Origin of the sequence: Absiella sp. AM29-15, assembly GCF_003434225.1 — a bacterium.
GTDB classification, from domain to species: Bacteria; Bacillota_I; Bacilli_A; order Erysipelotrichales; family Erysipelotrichaceae; genus Hoskinsella; species Hoskinsella hominis.
Map to the genome: position 1 here is coordinate 1 of NZ_QVFL01000022.1, position 16,514 is coordinate 16,514.

Annotated in this window: 21 protein-coding genes and 2 pseudogenes; 5 read left to right on the forward strand and 18 right to left on the reverse strand. The window is 40.2% G+C overall.

Annotated features, from left to right (window positions below; genetic code table 11):
• Positions 1 to 142: 142 nt before the first annotated feature.
• Together DW761_RS18370 and DW761_RS18375 are read right to left on the reverse strand one after the other, a co-directional pair.
• Entirely contained in the window at positions 143 to 367 is a 225-nt protein-coding gene (locus DW761_RS18370) for a hypothetical protein (RefSeq protein ID WP_008787629.1), read from the reverse strand.
• A gap of 31 nt (positions 368 to 398) precedes the next feature.
• Entirely contained in the window at positions 399 to 824 is a 426-nt protein-coding gene (locus DW761_RS18375; RefSeq protein WP_008787628.1) for a hypothetical protein, read from the reverse strand.
• A gap of 34 nt (positions 825 to 858) precedes the next feature.
• Here DW761_RS18375 and DW761_RS18380 point away from each other — a divergent pair.
• The 5 genes and pseudogenes from DW761_RS18380 to DW761_RS18405 form a co-directional block, all read left to right on the forward strand.
• A pseudogene (locus DW761_RS18380) lies at positions 859 to 1,083 on the forward strand (topoisomerase C-terminal repeat-containing protein); the annotation flags it as partial.
• 139 nt (positions 1,084 to 1,222) lie between these two features.
• Positions 1,223 to 1,486, forward strand: coding sequence for a peptide-binding protein (locus DW761_RS18385; RefSeq protein WP_008787626.1), 264 nt, complete (start codon positions 1,223 to 1,225; stop codon positions 1,484 to 1,486).
• Between the two features lie 20 nt (positions 1,487 to 1,506).
• On the forward strand, positions 1,507 to 1,590 hold the full coding sequence (locus tag DW761_RS18390; protein WP_001814874.1) for a 23S rRNA methyltransferase attenuation leader peptide: 84 nt from the start codon (positions 1,507 to 1,509) through the stop codon (positions 1,588 to 1,590).
• Positions 1,591 to 1,714: 124 nt separating this feature from the next.
• Entirely contained in the window at positions 1,715 to 2,452 is a 738-nt protein-coding gene (erm(B), locus tag DW761_RS18395) for a 23S rRNA (adenine(2058)-N(6))-methyltransferase Erm(B) (RefSeq protein WP_001038792.1), read from the forward strand.
• Positions 2,453 to 2,621: 169 nt separating this feature from the next.
• Positions 2,622 to 2,882 (forward strand): annotated as a pseudogene (locus tag DW761_RS18405) (topoisomerase DNA-binding C4 zinc finger domain-containing protein); the annotation flags it as partial.
• Between the two features lie 142 nt (positions 2,883 to 3,024).
• On the opposite strand, the gene DW761_RS18410 reads toward DW761_RS18405, so the two are convergent.
• The 16 genes from DW761_RS18410 to DW761_RS18485 all read right to left on the reverse strand — a co-directional run bounded on the left by DW761_RS18410 (position 3,025) and on the right by DW761_RS18485 (position 16,471).
• Positions 3,025 to 3,441, reverse strand: a complete 417-nt coding sequence (locus DW761_RS18410) for a hypothetical protein (RefSeq protein WP_117519018.1) — start codon at positions 3,439 to 3,441, stop codon at positions 3,025 to 3,027.
• Entirely contained in the window at positions 3,438 to 3,641 is a 204-nt protein-coding gene (locus DW761_RS18415; RefSeq protein WP_008787624.1) for a helix-turn-helix transcriptional regulator, read from the reverse strand. The genes DW761_RS18410 and DW761_RS18415 overlap by 4 nt, the downstream gene beginning before the upstream one ends.
• Before the next feature lie 100 nt (positions 3,642 to 3,741).
• Positions 3,742 to 4,653 (reverse strand): conjugal transfer protein, encoded by a 912-nt coding sequence (locus tag DW761_RS18420; RefSeq protein ID WP_008787623.1) that lies wholly within the window; start codon positions 4,651 to 4,653, stop codon positions 3,742 to 3,744.
• A gap of 17 nt (positions 4,654 to 4,670) precedes the next feature.
• The gene (locus tag DW761_RS18425; RefSeq protein WP_008787622.1) at positions 4,671 to 5,678 is read right to left on the reverse strand and encodes a lysozyme family protein; all 1,008 of its coding nucleotides are present in this window, start codon (positions 5,676 to 5,678) and stop codon (positions 4,671 to 4,673) included.
• The gene (locus DW761_RS18430) at positions 5,675 to 7,879 is read right to left on the reverse strand and encodes a CD3337/EF1877 family mobilome membrane protein (protein ID WP_008787621.1); all 2,205 of its coding nucleotides are present in this window, start codon (positions 7,877 to 7,879) and stop codon (positions 5,675 to 5,677) included. The genes DW761_RS18425 and DW761_RS18430 overlap by 4 nt, the downstream gene beginning before the upstream one ends.
• Positions 7,879 to 10,329, reverse strand: a complete 2,451-nt coding sequence (locus tag DW761_RS18435) for an ATP-binding protein (RefSeq protein ID WP_008787620.1) — start codon at positions 10,327 to 10,329, stop codon at positions 7,879 to 7,881. Before DW761_RS18435 ends, DW761_RS18430 begins: the two co-directional genes overlap by 1 nt.
• On the reverse strand, positions 10,307 to 10,705 hold the full coding sequence (locus DW761_RS18440) for a conjugal transfer protein (protein ID WP_010723729.1): 399 nt from the start codon (positions 10,703 to 10,705) through the stop codon (positions 10,307 to 10,309). Before DW761_RS18440 ends, DW761_RS18435 begins: the two co-directional genes overlap by 23 nt.
• Positions 10,706 to 10,821: 116 nt before the next feature.
• Positions 10,822 to 11,325 (reverse strand): antirestriction protein ArdA, encoded by a 504-nt coding sequence (locus DW761_RS18445; protein WP_002323345.1) that lies wholly within the window; start codon positions 11,323 to 11,325, stop codon positions 10,822 to 10,824.
• Positions 11,326 to 11,342: 17 nt separating this feature from the next.
• Positions 11,343 to 11,846, reverse strand: a complete 504-nt coding sequence (locus tag DW761_RS18450) for an antirestriction protein ArdA (RefSeq protein WP_008787619.1) — start codon at positions 11,844 to 11,846, stop codon at positions 11,343 to 11,345.
• Complete coding sequence (locus DW761_RS18455; RefSeq protein WP_117519019.1) at positions 11,765 to 12,061, reverse strand: conjugal transfer protein; 297 nt, start codon at positions 12,059 to 12,061, stop codon at positions 11,765 to 11,767. The genes DW761_RS18450 and DW761_RS18455 overlap by 82 nt, the downstream gene beginning before the upstream one ends.
• A gap of 109 nt (positions 12,062 to 12,170) precedes the next feature.
• The gene (locus DW761_RS18460) at positions 12,171 to 12,791 is read right to left on the reverse strand and encodes a hypothetical protein (RefSeq protein WP_008787617.1); all 621 of its coding nucleotides are present in this window, start codon (positions 12,789 to 12,791) and stop codon (positions 12,171 to 12,173) included.
• 89 nt (positions 12,792 to 12,880) lie between these two features.
• A complete protein-coding gene (locus DW761_RS18465) occupies positions 12,881 to 13,102 on the reverse strand; it encodes a hypothetical protein (RefSeq protein ID WP_002323342.1) in 222 nt (73 codons plus the stop codon).
• Positions 13,103 to 13,237: a DUF3789 domain-containing protein gene (locus DW761_RS18470; protein ID WP_117519020.1), complete on the reverse strand. Its 135-nt coding sequence runs from the start codon at positions 13,235 to 13,237 to the stop codon at positions 13,103 to 13,105.
• A gap of 12 nt (positions 13,238 to 13,249) precedes the next feature.
• Positions 13,250 to 14,446: a MobT family relaxase gene (gene mobT, locus DW761_RS18475; protein WP_008787615.1), complete on the reverse strand. Its 1,197-nt coding sequence runs from the start codon at positions 14,444 to 14,446 to the stop codon at positions 13,250 to 13,252.
• A gap of 149 nt (positions 14,447 to 14,595) precedes the next feature.
• Entirely contained in the window at positions 14,596 to 15,087 is a 492-nt protein-coding gene (locus DW761_RS18480; protein ID WP_025481229.1) for a hypothetical protein, read from the reverse strand.
• Positions 15,080 to 16,471 (reverse strand): FtsK/SpoIIIE domain-containing protein, encoded by a 1,392-nt coding sequence (locus DW761_RS18485; RefSeq protein ID WP_044961483.1) that lies wholly within the window; start codon positions 16,469 to 16,471, stop codon positions 15,080 to 15,082. The genes DW761_RS18480 and DW761_RS18485 overlap by 8 nt, the downstream gene beginning before the upstream one ends.
• Positions 16,472 to 16,514: the final 43 nt, after the last annotated feature.

Here is a 16,514-nt window from a genome sequence, read left to right on the forward strand (position 1 = left end):
CACAAAACATATAGTCTGTACGAGCTATTAAAGCTGTGAGATATTCAGTTGTTAATAAAATGCTGTTAGGTAGTGTATGACCGTATAAGATTATGCTTAAAACTTTCCATGACACAAGCCCCCTTACAGCACTTGATTTCTATTAAACTTTTGTCTTTTTTGTAATCTTGTAAATATATTCTTCTGGAGTAGGGCGTTTATTTCCAAAATACTTTCTGAAATTCTCCTGCACTTCTGGGTCGGTGCTGTTCATAGCTTCATCAATCGTCGCTTCAATATCAGCTCGAACATCAGCTAATGACACACCGCCAGCTTTTGCACCAGCTTTCAATGCTTTTTTAATATCTCGTTTTTTAAGTCCTATCATAGTATTACCTCGTCACAATTTACTGAATGTTTTAGAAATGTTTTTCAAAATGCTTATATAGAATAATCCCTAAAAATGTTTGCAGTAGGAATAAACCAAATATAATGCCTATAATCCATGCTTCAATATGAAGTAACGCAAGTACAAAAGCAACAAACAAGTACACGAAAGTCATTAACTGATATACTAAAGAACCAGCTTTCATTCTTAAAAATATTTTTCTTTCATCAACATTATTGATGTGATTTTCTCTATTTATATTTTGTAATTTTTCTTTATTTTTTGGCATTTCATAATAACAAATTTTCAATAATTGAACACCAGAAGCAAAAGCTAAACCGAACCCCATTGCGTAAAAAAGTGTAGCGTAATAATCAGTATCAATAACGAAATATCCAAAACATATAAAGATTATACCTATAATAATCTCAATGATAAATGATAATTTTTTCTTCATTGTTAATTCCACCTTTCAAAAGACTACATTTTCTGTATTAAAAAAATCGTTTTATGGTTGTTCAAATTATCCTGAATGTAAGTTTACTTTAGCTGAACATTTTAGAAAGAAAAAACTAACCAAAACGAATGTAAAAGAATTACTGGAGGGAAAAGAAACCCTGGTAAAAGGAATCAAAAACAAAGAGAAAAAGCCCTACAATGCCGTTGTAAAAATTGGGGAAAAGGGATATATTGATTTTATCTCTTTTTCAAAATAAACATAAAAGCCCTTTAAAGAGGGCTTTTATATATTAATCACAAATCACTTATCACAAATCACTTATCACAAATCACAAGTGATTTGTGATTGTTGATGATAAAATAAGAATAAGAAGAAATAGAAAGAAGTGAGTGATTGTGGGAAATTTAGGCGCACAAAAAGAAAAACGAAATGATACACCAATCAGTGCAAAAAAAGATATAATGGGAGATAAGACGGTTCGTGTTCGTGCTGACTTGCACCATATCATAAAAATCGAAACAGCAAAGAATGGCGGAAACGTAAAAGAAGTTATGGAAATAAGACTTAGAAGCAAACTTAAGAGTGTGTTGATATTGCAGTATCTTAAAATTTTGTGTATAATAGGAATTGAAGTTAAATTAGATGCTAAAAATTTGTAATTAAGAAGGAGGGATTCGTCATGTTGGTATTCCAAATGCGTAATGTAGATAAAACATCTACTGTTTTGAAACAGACTAAAAACAGTGATTACGCAGATAAATAAATACGTTAGATTAATTCCTACCAGTGACTAATCTTATGACTTTTTAAACAGATAACTAAAATTACAAACAAATCGTTTAACTTCTGTATTTATTTACAGATGTAATCACTTCAGGAGTGATTACATGAACAAAAATATAAAATATTCTCAAAACTTTTTAACGAGTGAAAAAGTACTCAACCAAATAATAAAACAATTGAATTTAAAAGAAACCGATACCGTTTACGAAATTGGAACAGGTAAAGGGCATTTAACGACGAAACTGGCTAAAATAAGTAAACAGGTAACGTCTATTGAATTAGACAGTCATCTATTCAACTTATCGTCAGAAAAATTAAAACTGAACATTCGTGTCACTTTAATTCACCAAGATATTCTACAGTTTCAATTCCCTAACAAACAGAGGTATAAAATTGTTGGGAGTATTCCTTACCATTTAAGCACACAAATTATTAAAAAAGTGGTTTTTGAAAGCCATGCGTCTGACATCTATCTGATTGTTGAAGAAGGATTCTACAAGCGTACCTTGGATATTCACCGAACACTAGGGTTGCTCTTGCACACTCAAGTCTCGATTCAGCAATTGCTTAAGCTGCCAGCGGAATGCTTTCATCCTAAACCAAAAGTAAACAGTGTCTTAATAAAACTTACCCGCCATACCACAGATGTTCCAGATAAATATTGGAAGCTATATACGTACTTTGTTTCAAAATGGGTCAATCGAGAATATCGTCAACTGTTTACTAAAAATCAGTTTCATCAAGCAATGAAACACGCCAAAGTAAACAATTTAAGTACCGTTACTTATGAGCAAGTATTGTCTATTTTTAATAGTTATCTATTATTTAACGGGAGGAAATAATTCTATGAGTCGCTTTTTTAAATTTGGAAAGTTACACGTTACTAAAGGGAATGGAGATAAATTATTAGATATACTACTGACAGCTTCCAAGAAGCTAAAGAGGTCCCTAGCGCCTACGGGGAATTTGTATCGATAAGGGGTACAAATTCCCACTAAGCGCTCGGGACCCCTTGTAGGAAAATGTCCTAAGTGTGGCAACAATATTGTATTAAAAAAATCGTTTTATGGTTGTTCAAATTATCCTGAATGTAAGTTTACTTTAGCTGAACATTTTAGAAAGAAAAAACTAACCAAAACGAATGTAAAAGAATTACTGGAGGGAAAAGAAACCCTGGTAAAAGGAATCAAAAACAAAGAGAAAAAGCCCTACAATGCCGTTGTAAAAATTGGGGAAAAGGGATATATTGATTTTATCTCTTTTTCAAAATAAACATAAAAGCCCTTTAAAGAGGGCTTTTATATATTAATCACAAATCACTTGTGATTTGTGATTCTTAATGATACAATATTACTATACAAAAAAAGAATGGGGCGTAGTTATGGAGAAGGAAAAACTAAAAATACTTGAAGAATTAAGACGTATTTTTATCTAAATAACGAGCTGTTATAAACCATGTAATTTGTCCGATAGCAATAACTCCTGCTATCGAAAAAAACACAACTTTACTCATATATCCCATAAAGACAAGAGCAAATAATACAAGAACCAATAATGTAAGTGTTACTTTATAAGCATTCGCAAGAGAAGCATTAGTAATTGCGATATTTCTTTCATCATTTTCTAATATTTGCATTTCTTTTGTTGGCTTACTGAATATATCACAACCCATAAAAATCAATATTATTCCAATAAGCGTTGTACCATAGACAACCAAATCTGGACGAGGTACGGGCAATAGTTGGTGTACGCCTAAACCATAAGTTAGTAAACCACCTAAAAAGATTATTACACCGATAAATAATTCAACTTTTTGTATCTTATGTTTCATTTGCTTTCCTCCTCATAAATAAATATTTCTTCAATACTCATTTGAAAGTACCTTGCAATTTTAAAAGCTAAGATAATAGAGGGATTGTAGCGTCCATTTTCTAAAGAGCCTATTGTTTGACGAGATACTTCAAGAGCAGTCGCTAAATCTTCTTGTTTAATACCTCTTTGTTTTCGTAATTCTTCTAAACGATTTTTCACAACATACCCCTTTCTTGAACAAATGGAAAGTTTGCTTTCCTTTTCTAATCTTATGATACTCCTGCAAGTAAAGAATGTCAAGCAAACTTTCCATATTTTATTATCCTACAATCTTCCAGTTGCTATCCTTATGTAGCACAAGTTCATACTGCGATATTTGTGTAGCCTTTGTCTGATTATCAAGGAATTTCACAGCAACTTTGACTTTCACATTGTCCCCGTCCTTTGTAAAGATAGGGTTTACCAGTTCAGCATAAATGTAGTCCCTGCCGATAGGCTCAAGCACATTTCCCGATACATAGTAGGCAAGCTCTTTTTCTGTGGCTGTCGGGTACAGCTTAAAGAATGTTTCAAGAAATGCAGTAGCGTCATTGACGGTATCAGCGTCTACACTTGCATTTGCTTCTGGTGTCTTAGGCTCATAATCTGATTTCTCGATTGCTGGTGCAAGGGTAGGGTTCTGAACGATTACCATATCCCCGTCAGCGTCTACATGGACTTTTACGGTATAGGTTGCTTTCACATTGCTTGTCTGTTCTCCCTCTTTTATCTGCTGATCCACTTCGTAGGTAGCAGAAAAAGTGTCCGTTCCCGACTGTTCAATACTCCATACAATCACATCTGTAACTGTGGAGCTGGTCGGTATATCGGTTCTAATGGTATCCACATTCAAGTCCTGCAATTCCTTTGTCAGATAACCGCTGATTGCCTGCGTCCTTGCTTCAATCGCTTCTTTGCTGTTACTCCATGTGTAGTAGGGCTTTGCAAAGTTCTTCACAAAATTTTCTATCCCGTTGGTGTCCTGCAAGCGAAGCTCTATGATTTCTTTTTCATGGGTCGTGTGCTGGTCGATAGCCGTAAAATTCTTATACGCCCCAAAGCTCACGCTTGCGATAAGCACCACCCACAATGCAATCACGGATTTTTTATGTGTGCCTACCTTGAAAGTACGCACCTTTTTTTCTTTGGGTTCTTTGATAGTTTCTGTCTGTTTCTTATTCTTTCTAAACATGATGAAATCCTCACTTTCTATTGTTTTACTCGTCCTGCACCGATTAAGTGCTGTTGCCAGTAACTACTACTTAGGTCTGCATATCCTATCGGGTCGCCTGCGTGGTACATCTGTGTCGGCGAAACAAGAATACCGACGTGTGTTACATAACTTCCAGCGTTATAGGTAGAATGGAAAAATACCAAGTCCCCAGCCTTTGCCTGCGAAAGTGGAAGATGTTGGGTTGCGTCATACTGTGCTTGTGCGGTTCTCGGTAAGGAGATACCAGCTTTTCCATAGCACCATTGCGTCAGTCCCGAACAGTCAAAAGAAGTGTTGGGATTGCTACCGCCATACACATATTTCCAGCCTTGATATTTTAACGCTTCATTCATGACCTTTTGTGCCAGCTCTCCCGATACCTGCGGAACAGTTAAATACTGATTGACTAATTCGACGTAAAATTGATTGCCATACTGATACCGCCAACCCCCGTTCTTCGCAACGGCTATCGGGTTGGTGTAGGTTACTTTCTTTCCACCCGATTTCTCACGGGCGAAGCTCTCTGCAAGGTTAAAGGTGTGTTTCTTTCCTTTTCCTGCCACATATCCCACATAACCACCGCCATAGTTATAGGACTGTATCGCTACATTCAAATCGTCGATACCTTGATTTTTACAGGAAGAAAGCAGGGACGCAAAATACTTACACCCCTGCTTGATTGAGCTTTCCGTATCTAAAGAGTTGGGCGGTAAACCAAGACTTTCTGAACTCTGCATAACATCTTCTGCCGTACCGCCACTTTCTACTTGAATGATAGCCAGTAGCACGTTGACATACTCGGAGATACCGTTTTCTCTGGCGTATTTTTCCACCATAGGCTGATGTTTCAAGACTTCTGCGGATAAATTCATACCCGTAATGCCAGAAGAAAAGTTGCTGTTCTCGTCGTCGCTGTCCGCACTAATGAGGACACCAAAGAAAAGGACTATGGAAAAGAGGATAGGAAACAGACTGCCAATAAGAGCGATATGTTTCAGTTTCATTTTTTCTTCTGTCCTTTCTTCGTTACAAGGTTACGGTTCTTTTCGGTATGTTCCGTTGTACGCTTTGATTGTTCAAAGGTCTGTTTCTTTGTAGTACGCTCTGCTTTGTAATTCTGGCGTGTTTCCTGCGATACTACTTTTTCTACATTCTGCCTATGTACTGGCTGTGCAGGCTGGGTCGCTTTCTTATCAGAAGCACCAGAAGATAACGGACGCTCTTTCACAACATTTGTCTTGACTGGTTCACTTGCTTTTGAAGTGGTCGCTGTGGCAGGACGTTTCACTTCCTGCATTTTTTCCGCACTCGGCTTTGGAATGGTTGAAGCTGTGGCTGGTCGCTCATGGGGACGGGTAGCTCCCGTTGTCGCTGATCCGTCCGTCTTTCTTTGTCTTGCTTCTTGTGCCTTTTGAAGCTCCATACGTTTGTCAGCGATATTCTGTCTATGCTGTTCCTGCTTTTCCAAGCGTCCCGTCTGTCTGGACTGCTGTTCCTGCACCATGCCACGCTTGAAGTCTGATACGCTGGACTTTGCCTTTTCCTTTGCGGAATACACCGCATAAGCGGTCTGTGTCGGCATATCCTTGATATTCTCTTTGACAGCGTTAGCCTTGTCTTTCACTTTATTTTTCGTATCTAAGACAGCACCCACCTTTGAGCCTGCACGCTGTCCCATGCTGGAAGTGGTATTGCCCCGATTTTCTTTAGAAGCCGTATTTTTTCTTTCGGCTCTCTTGCCAGCAACGGCACTTCCAGCTACCGCACCAGCCACACCACCCGAAATACCGCCAGCACTTACCGCCCTTGCAATACGGTGTTCCATACGCCTAGCCCTATGTCGCATAAACAGATACGGTCTGCGGAAAATTCTTCGTCCCATGTTTTGACTGTCGCCAGCATTAAGTGAGAACATACTCATTAAGTCGCCCAGTTTCATATAGATACCAGCAAAACACACTATCTGCAAGAACGCCACCATAAAGAACGGGTAGTCTGTGGAGATGTTATAAAACATACTGGAAATGCTGAACGCCACCGTTACAATGAGCGTTATTCCTGCCCGTGTCATTATGGTATTAAATACCCTCACGATTGCCTGCTTTGCCATGCTTTCATAGCTCGGTATCATGGAAAGTAGAAAGCTGATAGGTAAAAACATTGCAAAGATAATAAAGAGTATCTGGCTGAACAACATCATACCCGTAAGCAAGAATACAAATATCGTGATACCTAAGTTAAAGAATAGCAGGAAGAACACCATACCTAAACGGTTTACGACCTGCGGTATCGTCAGATTGTTGTTGTCATTGTCCTCGATTTCTGTTTTCACGACTTCCTCTCTGGTCTTGCCGTCCTCGTCCTCTGGACTTACTGATACCAGAGCTTCTACACGGTCTGTCCCGATTTCCTCTGCGTTGCTGTTACCAAATTGAAGCAAGAGCCACGGCTGTTCCACTTGAATGGAAAACAAGCTGTCCCGTATCAAGTCCACGCTGTCCTTGCCCTCGCTGTCAGAGTTGGGGAGCATGATTTTTGTTCCCAAGTCCAAAGAAGCGGTACTGATGTCTGATGAAAATTCATTTATCTTCTTGATGTAATCGGGAGCGTAGGCAATAAAGGAAGCGGACAACACGAACACCACCACAAAGTTAATAACAGCGTGAAGTGCCTTGCTGGTTTCGCGTTTGATAAGTCCCGTATAGGCAACATAAAGTCCCACTATTAAGATAATGAGAAGCAGGAAACCGACATAGAAGCCCGTAGAAGAAAAGCCGTTCTCGGTAACGCCTGCAAGGGTCTGTATGCTTTGTCCGATACTGTCTGCCATATCGTTAATAAAATCAAGTTTGTATGCTTCCTGCACCACATAGCCCGTAGCATTGCTTAAATAAAGGCTTATCGTCCAGACAAAATTGGTAATGCAGTAAAGTCCGTACTGCACCGATTTTCCGATACCGTCCAGCCAGTTCCATGGCAACCACGACCAGCTATTATCCACATAAAAATCAAGCTGGTAATTCGACAGCGGATATTTTGAGTAAAGATTTTCTGCGTTTATGGTATCGTCCACAAGCCCCGTCGCATGAGCCACCGTCCCCAGAAGTGAGAGCAGGATAAGGGAGAGTGCCACGACAAACAGAGCCATTTTGAGAAAGTGAAGTATCTTCCTTTTTGTGAACGCACCTTTTATCCTTTCTTTCATCACTCCACCTCATTTCTCTGTACGGGCGGTCTGGTATCAAAGGCGTGTAGCAGTTCTTCAAAAACGGGGTGTATCTGTACCACACCGACACGCCCGTATAAGTCCTGCAATAAGCATTGTCCGTTCTCCAAATCACGCAAGCGTTTCTGGTTGTTCTCGTCGTCCTTGTCGATACCGAAAAATTCTAAGGTCTGCTTTATCTCGTTGATGTCAGTAGAACGAAAGGCAAACTTCAAGCCGATATTGTTTTTCAGACTTTCCTTTGACACGTCGCCAGAAGATTGTGTAACAAAATAGACGCCTGCCTGCATAGCTCGTCCAGCACGCACCAGCTTATTTGATAAAGTTTCGCCTTGTGCCACATTTAAGAACGCCCACGCTTCGTCAAGGTCTACAATCTTAAAAATACTTCTGTCCGAATGGATAAAATCAAGGGCAAAGGTACTAATCACAATCAGCATAGACACCGACAATAATTCAATGGTCGTGTATTCCTCAAATGTTGTATCCTTATCTGGTAATACTAAGTCCGCTACTTGAATGATATTGAGTTGGTTATCCAGACTGATTGCATTTTCCACCGTACCGTCTGAAAACAGCAGGTGTGCAAAGTCGTAGTCCGTGAAGCTGTCGATATGTTCTGCGATATTTCTTGATATGGGTGTATCTTCACGGCGTAGCTCGTCTATCACATGGAGCAAGCCCCGACTGTCGCTCTGGGTAACGGAGCGTACCGCCTTACGAAGTACAGGGAATTTTTCGCCGTCCCTAGAGGAAATACCCGTAAGGAATGTTAAGATGTCGATTGCCAGACTTTCAGCGTCTTTTACATTCTTCATAATCACGAACGGGTCAAGAAGTCCTGCATTGTCCTTGTCGCTGGTAAGGTTTACGATATTGATTTCATGGGCGATTTCTGGGAGCGTTTCTTTCCAGTTGCCCCTCTCAGCTTTGGGGTCTAAAATGACTGCTTGACCGCCAAACAGCACCGCATAATATACCAGAAGATTGTTGCAGAATGACTTTCCACCGCCAAGCGAACCGACAAAAGCAGAAGCAAGAGCGTTTGTTACTGTACCTTTTACACCCTGCGAAGCTAACGACGGTTGCAGGTACACATTTCTTCCCGTATCAACGGAATAGCCCATATAGATACCCGTAGTTTCCCCTAACTGCTGGGTCGCACCAAAACCAAGACCTGCCAAGAAATCTGATTTTACATACTGCACGTAGTCATTGATATATCGCTTGCTGGCAGGAAGAAATTCAGAATGAAGCCCCAGCATATCCCCAGCAGGACGCACCAGCTTTACATTGAGGTCGTCGTAAAAGTCCTTGACTTCATCACAACGGCGTTTTAATTCGTCCAAATCATCAGCCGATACACGCACTACATAAGAGAGCTTATACATACTTTCTTTTGTCTGGTCTAAGTCCGTTTCCAGCTCATCCACGCTGTCTAATGCGTCCACCACATTTGAGCTTGTTTCACTTCCTGCTTGATAAGCGTGATTGTCAAGGTCTTTCAATTCCTTTTTCTTGTTGCGGACGGTTGTTAATGCTTTACGGTTCTCCACGATTTCTACATTCATAGAAGTATCAACGGGGAATGTGAATTGCTGTTGCTGGAAATAGAAGATTTCAGACGACGGAAAATCAAGCTCGCCAACAATCGCATTGACGGTAAAGTAGGACACATAGCTTTCCCTGTCCTCATGTTCCAATCGCAAATACCGCTGGCTTTCCTCAATCACACACCTTGTCGGACGGATAAGGTCGTAGTATTTTATCAGCGTTTCTTTCTGTAATTTCTTCTTTGGTAGCTGGTACTCATAATCTTCATAGGCGATACCGTCCCTGCCGTAAAGATGTTCCATGAGATACCCAAAATCATGGATTTCCAAGCGACGCACCTTAAAGCGACGGGAGATTTTATTTTCCAGCAACTTTTCCATTTTCATATAACGGTTGATTTCATCATTCGGCATGGAAACAAAGTCATTCATCAGCGTGTGGTTCACTTCATGGAGAAATTCCTTGAATGTCAGCCACGCCGATTTTTTGATGTTCTTCAGATTGAGCTGTTCTTCCGTAACCATGAGCTTAAAGCCAAGAAAAAAGCGGTAGTCCACTTGATTGTCCCCAATCATTGATACTAACGCTTCGGTCTGTTCGTCTATCTTCTGGCAGGCAACTTCCTTTAATTTCCCCGTAACCAGCTTCTTTGACTGCTCCTGCATACTTCGTATTGAGCTTTCCGTTGCAATCTGCAACGCATGAATTTTTCCCTCACGGGACTGTGCGATAAGCTGTCGGAAACTGTCATGCACGATAAATTTCTGCTCTGCGGATAGGAAAGAATAGTTGTATGGTATCAGCTCATAATAAGCAAACACCTCATTGTCCTTATTCCAGACAAGGTTATTGTCAATATATTTTATCGGGAACATAGTTCACACTCCTTACTGCCGTGATTGTTTCATTCAAGGTCTGCTTATGCAGTTTTACGGCTTTTCCTGCATAAGTGATTTTCGGTCGCAGGGCATAGGTTATCTGTGATTTCAAAAAGCTGTACGGCTTCTTTCCGTCAAAGGTTTTCTGCGACATAAACCAAGTGAGAGCAACGGGAATACCAAAGTATTTGAGAAATGCTCCCTCAATCATGGAAAGTGGGGGAATATCCCCAAACAGAATAATGAGAAATTCCGTAATCACAAACCATGTAATCTGTGTAAAGGTAACGGGAAAGGGTAAGTTAAAGTCATTGATTGCATACAAGACTTTTTCCACGTTCCAGATACCCGTATAAGATTTAATCTTTTTCAAGTTCTTTCAGCTCCTTTCGTAAGTTTCTAAATAGAAAAGGACAGCCATTTTCAGACTGTCCCTTAAAGAGAAATACGCTGTCAGTAACAACAATGCTTGTCGCTGATCTTCCAGCGTTAATATGGTATCTCGCACATACCTCGGCTTGTTTCAATAAAGCAACCGCCCATATCCAAATCTCGCCCGTAGGCTTCATAGTCAATGTAATTCTGTAAGCTGGGTGGAATGTCCCCAAGTGCCTGCAATTCGTCTATGTAGTAATAGGCAACGTCTGTCATAGTTTCACAGTCGGGATAATAATAAATATCGTCCTTGTGTTCCACGACTTCTTCCAGCGTCCCGTAGTGGCTGATAAATTCGTCCAGACACTCTACAATATAGTCGGGAAGTTCCTCTATCATTTCATACATCTCATTGAGTTCTTCAATGGAAACATACTCGCCAATCGCAATGGGGAAGTTGTCGGTATCATGGATAGCGTATTCCTCATACTGTTCATTCAAGCCGATTTTTTCTTTCACATCTTCCTCGTCAATGGGGAACGTGAACCAAGCACCGACTAAATAGCCCTCATTGTATTTGCCAAGATTAGCAATGTAAACCGCCATATCATCAATCATAAGCACCACCTCATTTCCTACTCTGGCAGTTCAAAGATACCGTGTTCTGTTACTAAAAATTTCCCGTGTTCCTGCAAGTGAGAAGCGTAGGCTTCAAAGTCAAAGTAATATTCTTGACAGTCCTCGGATAAATGCTTAAATGTCGGGTCGTTCATCAGCTTTTGCCTTGCAACATCTATCATGCTTTTGCAGTCGGGATAAACCGTAATCACGTTCCTGCAAATATAAAGTGCTTCTAAATTTTCATACACGGTAAGAAGTGATACATATTCTTCCTGCATATCGCTTGAAAGCTGGCGGTACATAAAATCTAATTCGTTGAGCTGGTACACGCTTGTATGTTCGTGGACTTCATCAGCAAAGGGCAGTACCTTTTCGATAATGCGGTAATCCCCACTTTCTGCACCGACACCTAACTTTTCTTCAAACTCTGCAACATCTATCGGCAGGTCAAACCAGTATGATGTTGTTTCTTCGCCAGTTGTTCCTTTCGTTTCCACCAGCACCCTTGTTTCCTGCATTGTTCCTCACGTCCTTTCTGTTGTTTCATCACATCTTTTAAGGTCTGGTACGACATACCAAACACATATTTAGAAAAATCTTCTAACTGTCTTTCTTCATAATCGGCAGGGTTCAGTCGTTTCATTTCCTGCCACACCTTACGCTTGTAAGAGGGCAGGTCGGAAATATAATCACAGCCGACTTTCGTCTGCATATCCTTAAAAATATCGCTCATTTCATCACTCCAATCTAAAATTTAGGTAAGAAAAAAGCAGTCAATCCTAAGACTAACTGCTTTGTGTGTATGGATATGAAATTGTCAAACTGGGATTTATCAATATAAACTACCATGGAAAAATATAATAAAATACCAAAGTACTTAATACAATTCCGACAATATACATTTTTCTATAGTTTACTTTTTTGAAAAATATTATGGTAAACACAACAGCTCCTATAATATCCATTAACAACTGAAATAGGAATGTTTGATGTTCCAAAAAATAAATAAAAACTGCTATTGTTTCAGCAAATAATGCTCCTACTGGTAAAGAATATAATACTGAACTAAAAATATGTTCCCTATTCCAATAGTACAGAATAAATGCTGCTATTGCACAAGCGATTGACCAAACAGTAAACAATATGAATAGCCCAAAGCGGAATCCGCCGGAAAACATAGGTATAAACATTCCTAATATTGCTTGTAAAGCATAAAAACTTAATGTCATTCCAAACATATACAAGAACGAACTAATTCCTGCACAAATATTTGAGGTGCTTAACATAACGATGATAGTATTGGTAATAATCCAAAAACCAAACAATGTTTGAGGTGATGAAAAACTCCATAGTGTATCTGCGGGAAAATAATCTAACAGTCTACATATACACCCTACTAATATACCAATTACAAATATCGCTGTATAAGACTTATATGTATTTCTTAGTTTTATATTTGACACAATAGTTTTCCTCCTAAGTTCAAATTCATATTTGTCGTTTTCTTCATATCCATATTATATCACTCACATATTAGCACTACAATAAAATTTTATGCACCGATAATCTTGTTGAACAGCTCTAACAGTACATCTTTCACACCGCCGGCATTGAATACCAAGCCGACAGCAATCAAGGCAACTACCAAGAAGCCAATGAGCTTTGAAAACTCACGCTTGAACCCTAAGTAGATACCGATAACCACAATCGCCATAAGCACTAAGCTCTGTGCGTTTGATAAAAACCATTGATATAAATTTTGTCCGAAATTCATTTAATTGTCCTCGCTTTCTTTTAATTGTTCCATTTCATAGTCAGCTTCTTTGCCGACATTCAAAATACACATCAAGACTACGCCGATACCCATTCCCATAGATACCAGCAAGAAGTCTTTTACTAATTCCCACATTTTTTATCACTCCTAACTTTCTACTAAATCTTTTGCAGGGGTCGTCTGCTGTTTGATTATCATTTCATGCTTTTCTGTGAGCTTTGCCTGCTGTTCGATTGTTTCCATGTAGTCTGTACCGTTTCCCTTATCAATCTTTTTCAGCATTTTTAAGGTCGGTGCTACCTGCCGTTGTACCCACCGCAATGTGCGGTCTAAGGTGTAAGGCTCTGGTTTTGTCGTCAGCTTCAAGCTCTGTCTGTTATCGCCGATAAACCAAGCCCAGCGGTCATTGAGCTTCCAGTCATTTTTTCGCTTGTCGGGTTCTTCATCAACAAACCGCACATACTGATTGATGATAGAAAAAGCGGTCTGTTCTGCGTCATAATAGGTCAGTAAATCTCGTACCGCATAATAGGCTCGTTCATTGCGAAGCCGTATTTCAAAACGGTTGATAATGTCGGCTTCTTCCAGAGGTGTCCCTAACTTGACGTACTGCTCATAGTCCTTTTCATAGATACAGAAATACACATCTGATTTCAGCGACCCAAGATAAAGGGTACGCCCCATATATTCTCTGTCGTCCTCTCTGTGCTTGATAAGCTCGCCCGACTGGTAAAACTTATAGCTTCTGGACTTTCCGATATATTCCCGTTTCCTGCATTTTTCCGCAAGCTCTGGAATATCCAAAATGCCCGTATGGTCGTTGATAGCAAGGTCGATACGCTTCATCACGCCACCGTCTATAAGTGCGTCCATAAGAAAGTCATACCAGCTTCTTTGCTGTGCCAGCAGGTAACTTTCAAACTGCCTGCAACCACGCCCCTTTAACTCTAAAAGGACACCTTTTTCTTCGTCAGCCGACGTATAGATAAAGATGTCCCCTAAAGAGTAATGCTCCGTATAACTGTAACGCCCGTAATTTTCATGGAGCATATAGTTGATATTCAGTTTTAATATATCTTTGATGATGTGCTGTATATCCAGCGTGGGAAAACGAATTTTCACATAATCAAACAGCATGGTAAGCGGTGCTTCTGGATTGAACTTTGCCAGTTCTTTATGCAGAGTATTCAGAAGTTCCTTTGACGGCTTCATTTTTCCGCTTTCTATCTTGTTGAGATATTCTCTTGTGATACCAGACGCCACCGCCAGCCTGCCTTGTGAGATACCGTAAGCAATCCGTTTTTCCCGTAATTCTTTTATCCATTGTTCTTCATTCAGAACCATACCCCCAATCTGTCAAGTGTGAAGTTTTTTAAGGCGACTTCACAGCCGATTTTTGCTAGGAAACCATGCGATAAGCCTTATGTTTCCTGTGTTTTTCGTCTATTGTCTATTTGCAAACGTACCCCTCTGTTAGATACCGAGGGGTTTAATCAGCGGACGGGACAAGCCCCGTCCGCCAAGAACGGAACTTGCGGTTGAGAACCGCAAAACCCGTCCTTGTCGTCCGTGTCTGTGTCCTGCTGTGAACCTTGTATGCCCTCATAGAGAACCGCAAAATCTATTCTTTCATCTGAAAGTGCTTCTTTCATTTCATCAGACAGTCCTTTAAGAAATACATTACATTGCAGACAAGACTTATCTAAAACTCGAAATCGAAAATAAATTATCCTGCTTTCAATGCAATGTCTGCTTTCCAACCTCATTCTAAACTTATGAGGAATGTTGATTTTTTCACGAATAACATCATCAATGATTTTATCTATCCTTGAATGAAATCGTAAATTTGGATTGACAGAATAATTTAAGAAACAATCTAACATATATTTCCTGCAATCCGCTGTAAAAATATCTGTATTCAAGCACAAACAGAGGTAATTTTTCTCTGTGGGTGCGTGATAAATATTTAATGTGTCCTTATTCAATCACATCTTCCTTTCCTTGTTGTTCTGGCATAGCTTGTCTTTCTTGTGCAAGTCTGCCGATAGTTTGTAAAAAATCATGTCCTTTCGGGACTAAAGGCGTGTAAAATTCACTGATGACGCTTGTTCCCACATCACAGTAGCCACGCCCCTTGATACGCTTCTGGAAAAACTGCTTTTTCACATCAGAACCGAACAGCATACCGTAACCTAATTCGCTGATACGCCCCAATCCCACACGGAAATTGAAGTTATCTCTGATACCGTCCGAGAAATACTTTGCGTCTGGACGCTGGCAGGCAACAATAAGGAAATAACCTGCTTGTCGCCCTAACATAACGATTTTCTTTAACTGGCTAAGTAAACTCACGCTTTCTTTCGTCCCCAGCATTTCAAAAAACGCCACATATTCATCAAAGATAAGAAAGCAGGGTGGCAGTCCCAGATAGGCGTAGTTTTCACCCGTCTTATAGTTCGGGTGTCGTTTCATTTCCTCGCTTCGCTGTACCATGCCCTCATAAAAGGCATTGACGCAATCTATCATTTCTTCTTTGGTATGGTAGACGTTTGGCATGACCGTTCCTAAGTCCGCAAGGTCGCTATTCTTCGGGTCTAAGATGTAAAGGACAGCGTTGGTATGCAGTAAGGCTTCAATGAGCGTCAGCAGAAAATAGGTTTTACCGCCACCAGTTCCACCAGCAATCAGAGCGTGAGGGAGTGCGTCATATTCCCAGACAAGATTTTTCATCAGCTTTAAACAGCCGTTTTCTGCCCGTACTTCATCAATGGTAATGCGGTTTGCTATCATATCATAAAGCAGGGTATATTCGATATAGCCGTCATGCAAAGTCTTGTCGGTCAGCTCACAATATAAACCACTTTCCAACTTATCCTCTAACCGTAAAAGCTGGTCTTGATATTTTCCCAGCGTGATTTCACAGCGGATATGAAGCAGTCCCTTTTCCATTTGATAATAAATCTTCGGAAACCAGACGATTTTTTCCCTTGATCTGCTTTGCAGGTCAGTAAAAAAACCGCTGTCTTGTACGGTATCGGCTTCATACCACTTATTTTCCAGTATCATTCTTGCCAGCTTTTGACGGTGCAGGAGCTTCTTGAAACCGTCGTAACAGAAGCGGTAATACAGAAAAGCGACCAATGCACAAACACCAGTCGCTATCCCTATGGTTATGAAGTTGTAAGGGGAAAGCGTCAAGCCGTTCTCTAACAAGCTGAAATGCTCCCAATCGGTACACATGAGCTGTTTCATATTCAGTAACAGGAGAACCGTCACGAATATAAACAGAAGCGTTCCTATGGAGAAGTGGTAGACAAGGTGCTTGTCGCTGGCTCTGATACGGTGTCCTTTGTTCCAAATCATACGCATAAATCAATCACTCCTTTCTGGGGATGAAAAAAGCAGTCAATCC

What these genes read in the sequence shown, in the direction of transcription:
- DW761_RS18390 (WP_001814874.1), top strand. Translation starts at nt 1,507, where the DNA reads ATGTTGGTATTCCAAATGCGTAATGTAGATAAAACATCTACTGTTTTG.
- DW761_RS18430 (WP_008787621.1), bottom strand. Translation starts at nt 7,879, where the DNA reads ATGAAAGAAAGGATAAAAGGTGCGTTCACAAAAAGGAAGATACTTCAC.
- DW761_RS18470 (WP_117519020.1), bottom strand. Translation starts at nt 13,237, where the DNA reads ATGTGGGAATTAGTAAAAGACTTCTTGCTGGTATCTATGGGAATGGGT.
- DW761_RS18465 (WP_002323342.1), bottom strand. Translation starts at nt 13,102, where the DNA reads ATGAATTTCGGACAAAATTTATATCAATGGTTTTTATCAAACGCACAG.
- DW761_RS18370 (WP_008787629.1), bottom strand. Translation starts at nt 367, where the DNA reads ATGATAGGACTTAAAAAACGAGATATTAAAAAAGCATTGAAAGCTGGT.
- DW761_RS18410 (WP_117519018.1), bottom strand. Translation starts at nt 3,441, where the DNA reads ATGAAACATAAGATACAAAAAGTTGAATTATTTATCGGTGTAATAATC.
- DW761_RS18485 (WP_044961483.1), bottom strand. Translation starts at nt 16,471, where the DNA reads ATGCGTATGATTTGGAACAAAGGACACCGTATCAGAGCCAGCGACAAG.
- DW761_RS18445 (WP_002323345.1), bottom strand. Translation starts at nt 11,325, where the DNA reads ATGATTGATGATATGGCGGTTTACATTGCTAATCTTGGCAAATACAAT.
- DW761_RS18435 (WP_008787620.1), bottom strand. Translation starts at nt 10,329, where the DNA reads ATGTTCCCGATAAAATATATTGACAATAACCTTGTCTGGAATAAGGAC.
- DW761_RS18375 (WP_008787628.1), bottom strand. Translation starts at nt 824, where the DNA reads ATGAAGAAAAAATTATCATTTATCATTGAGATTATTATAGGTATAATC.
- DW761_RS18420 (WP_008787623.1), bottom strand. Translation starts at nt 4,653, where the DNA reads ATGTTTAGAAAGAATAAGAAACAGACAGAAACTATCAAAGAACCCAAA.
- mobT (WP_008787615.1), bottom strand. Translation starts at nt 14,446, where the DNA reads ATGGTTCTGAATGAAGAACAATGGATAAAAGAATTACGGGAAAAACGG.
- DW761_RS18455 (WP_117519019.1), bottom strand. Translation starts at nt 12,061, where the DNA reads ATGAGCGATATTTTTAAGGATATGCAGACGAAAGTCGGCTGTGATTAT.
- DW761_RS18450 (WP_008787619.1), bottom strand. Translation starts at nt 11,846, where the DNA reads ATGCAGGAAACAAGGGTGCTGGTGGAAACGAAAGGAACAACTGGCGAA.
- DW761_RS18425 (WP_008787622.1), bottom strand. Translation starts at nt 5,678, where the DNA reads ATGAAACTGAAACATATCGCTCTTATTGGCAGTCTGTTTCCTATCCTC.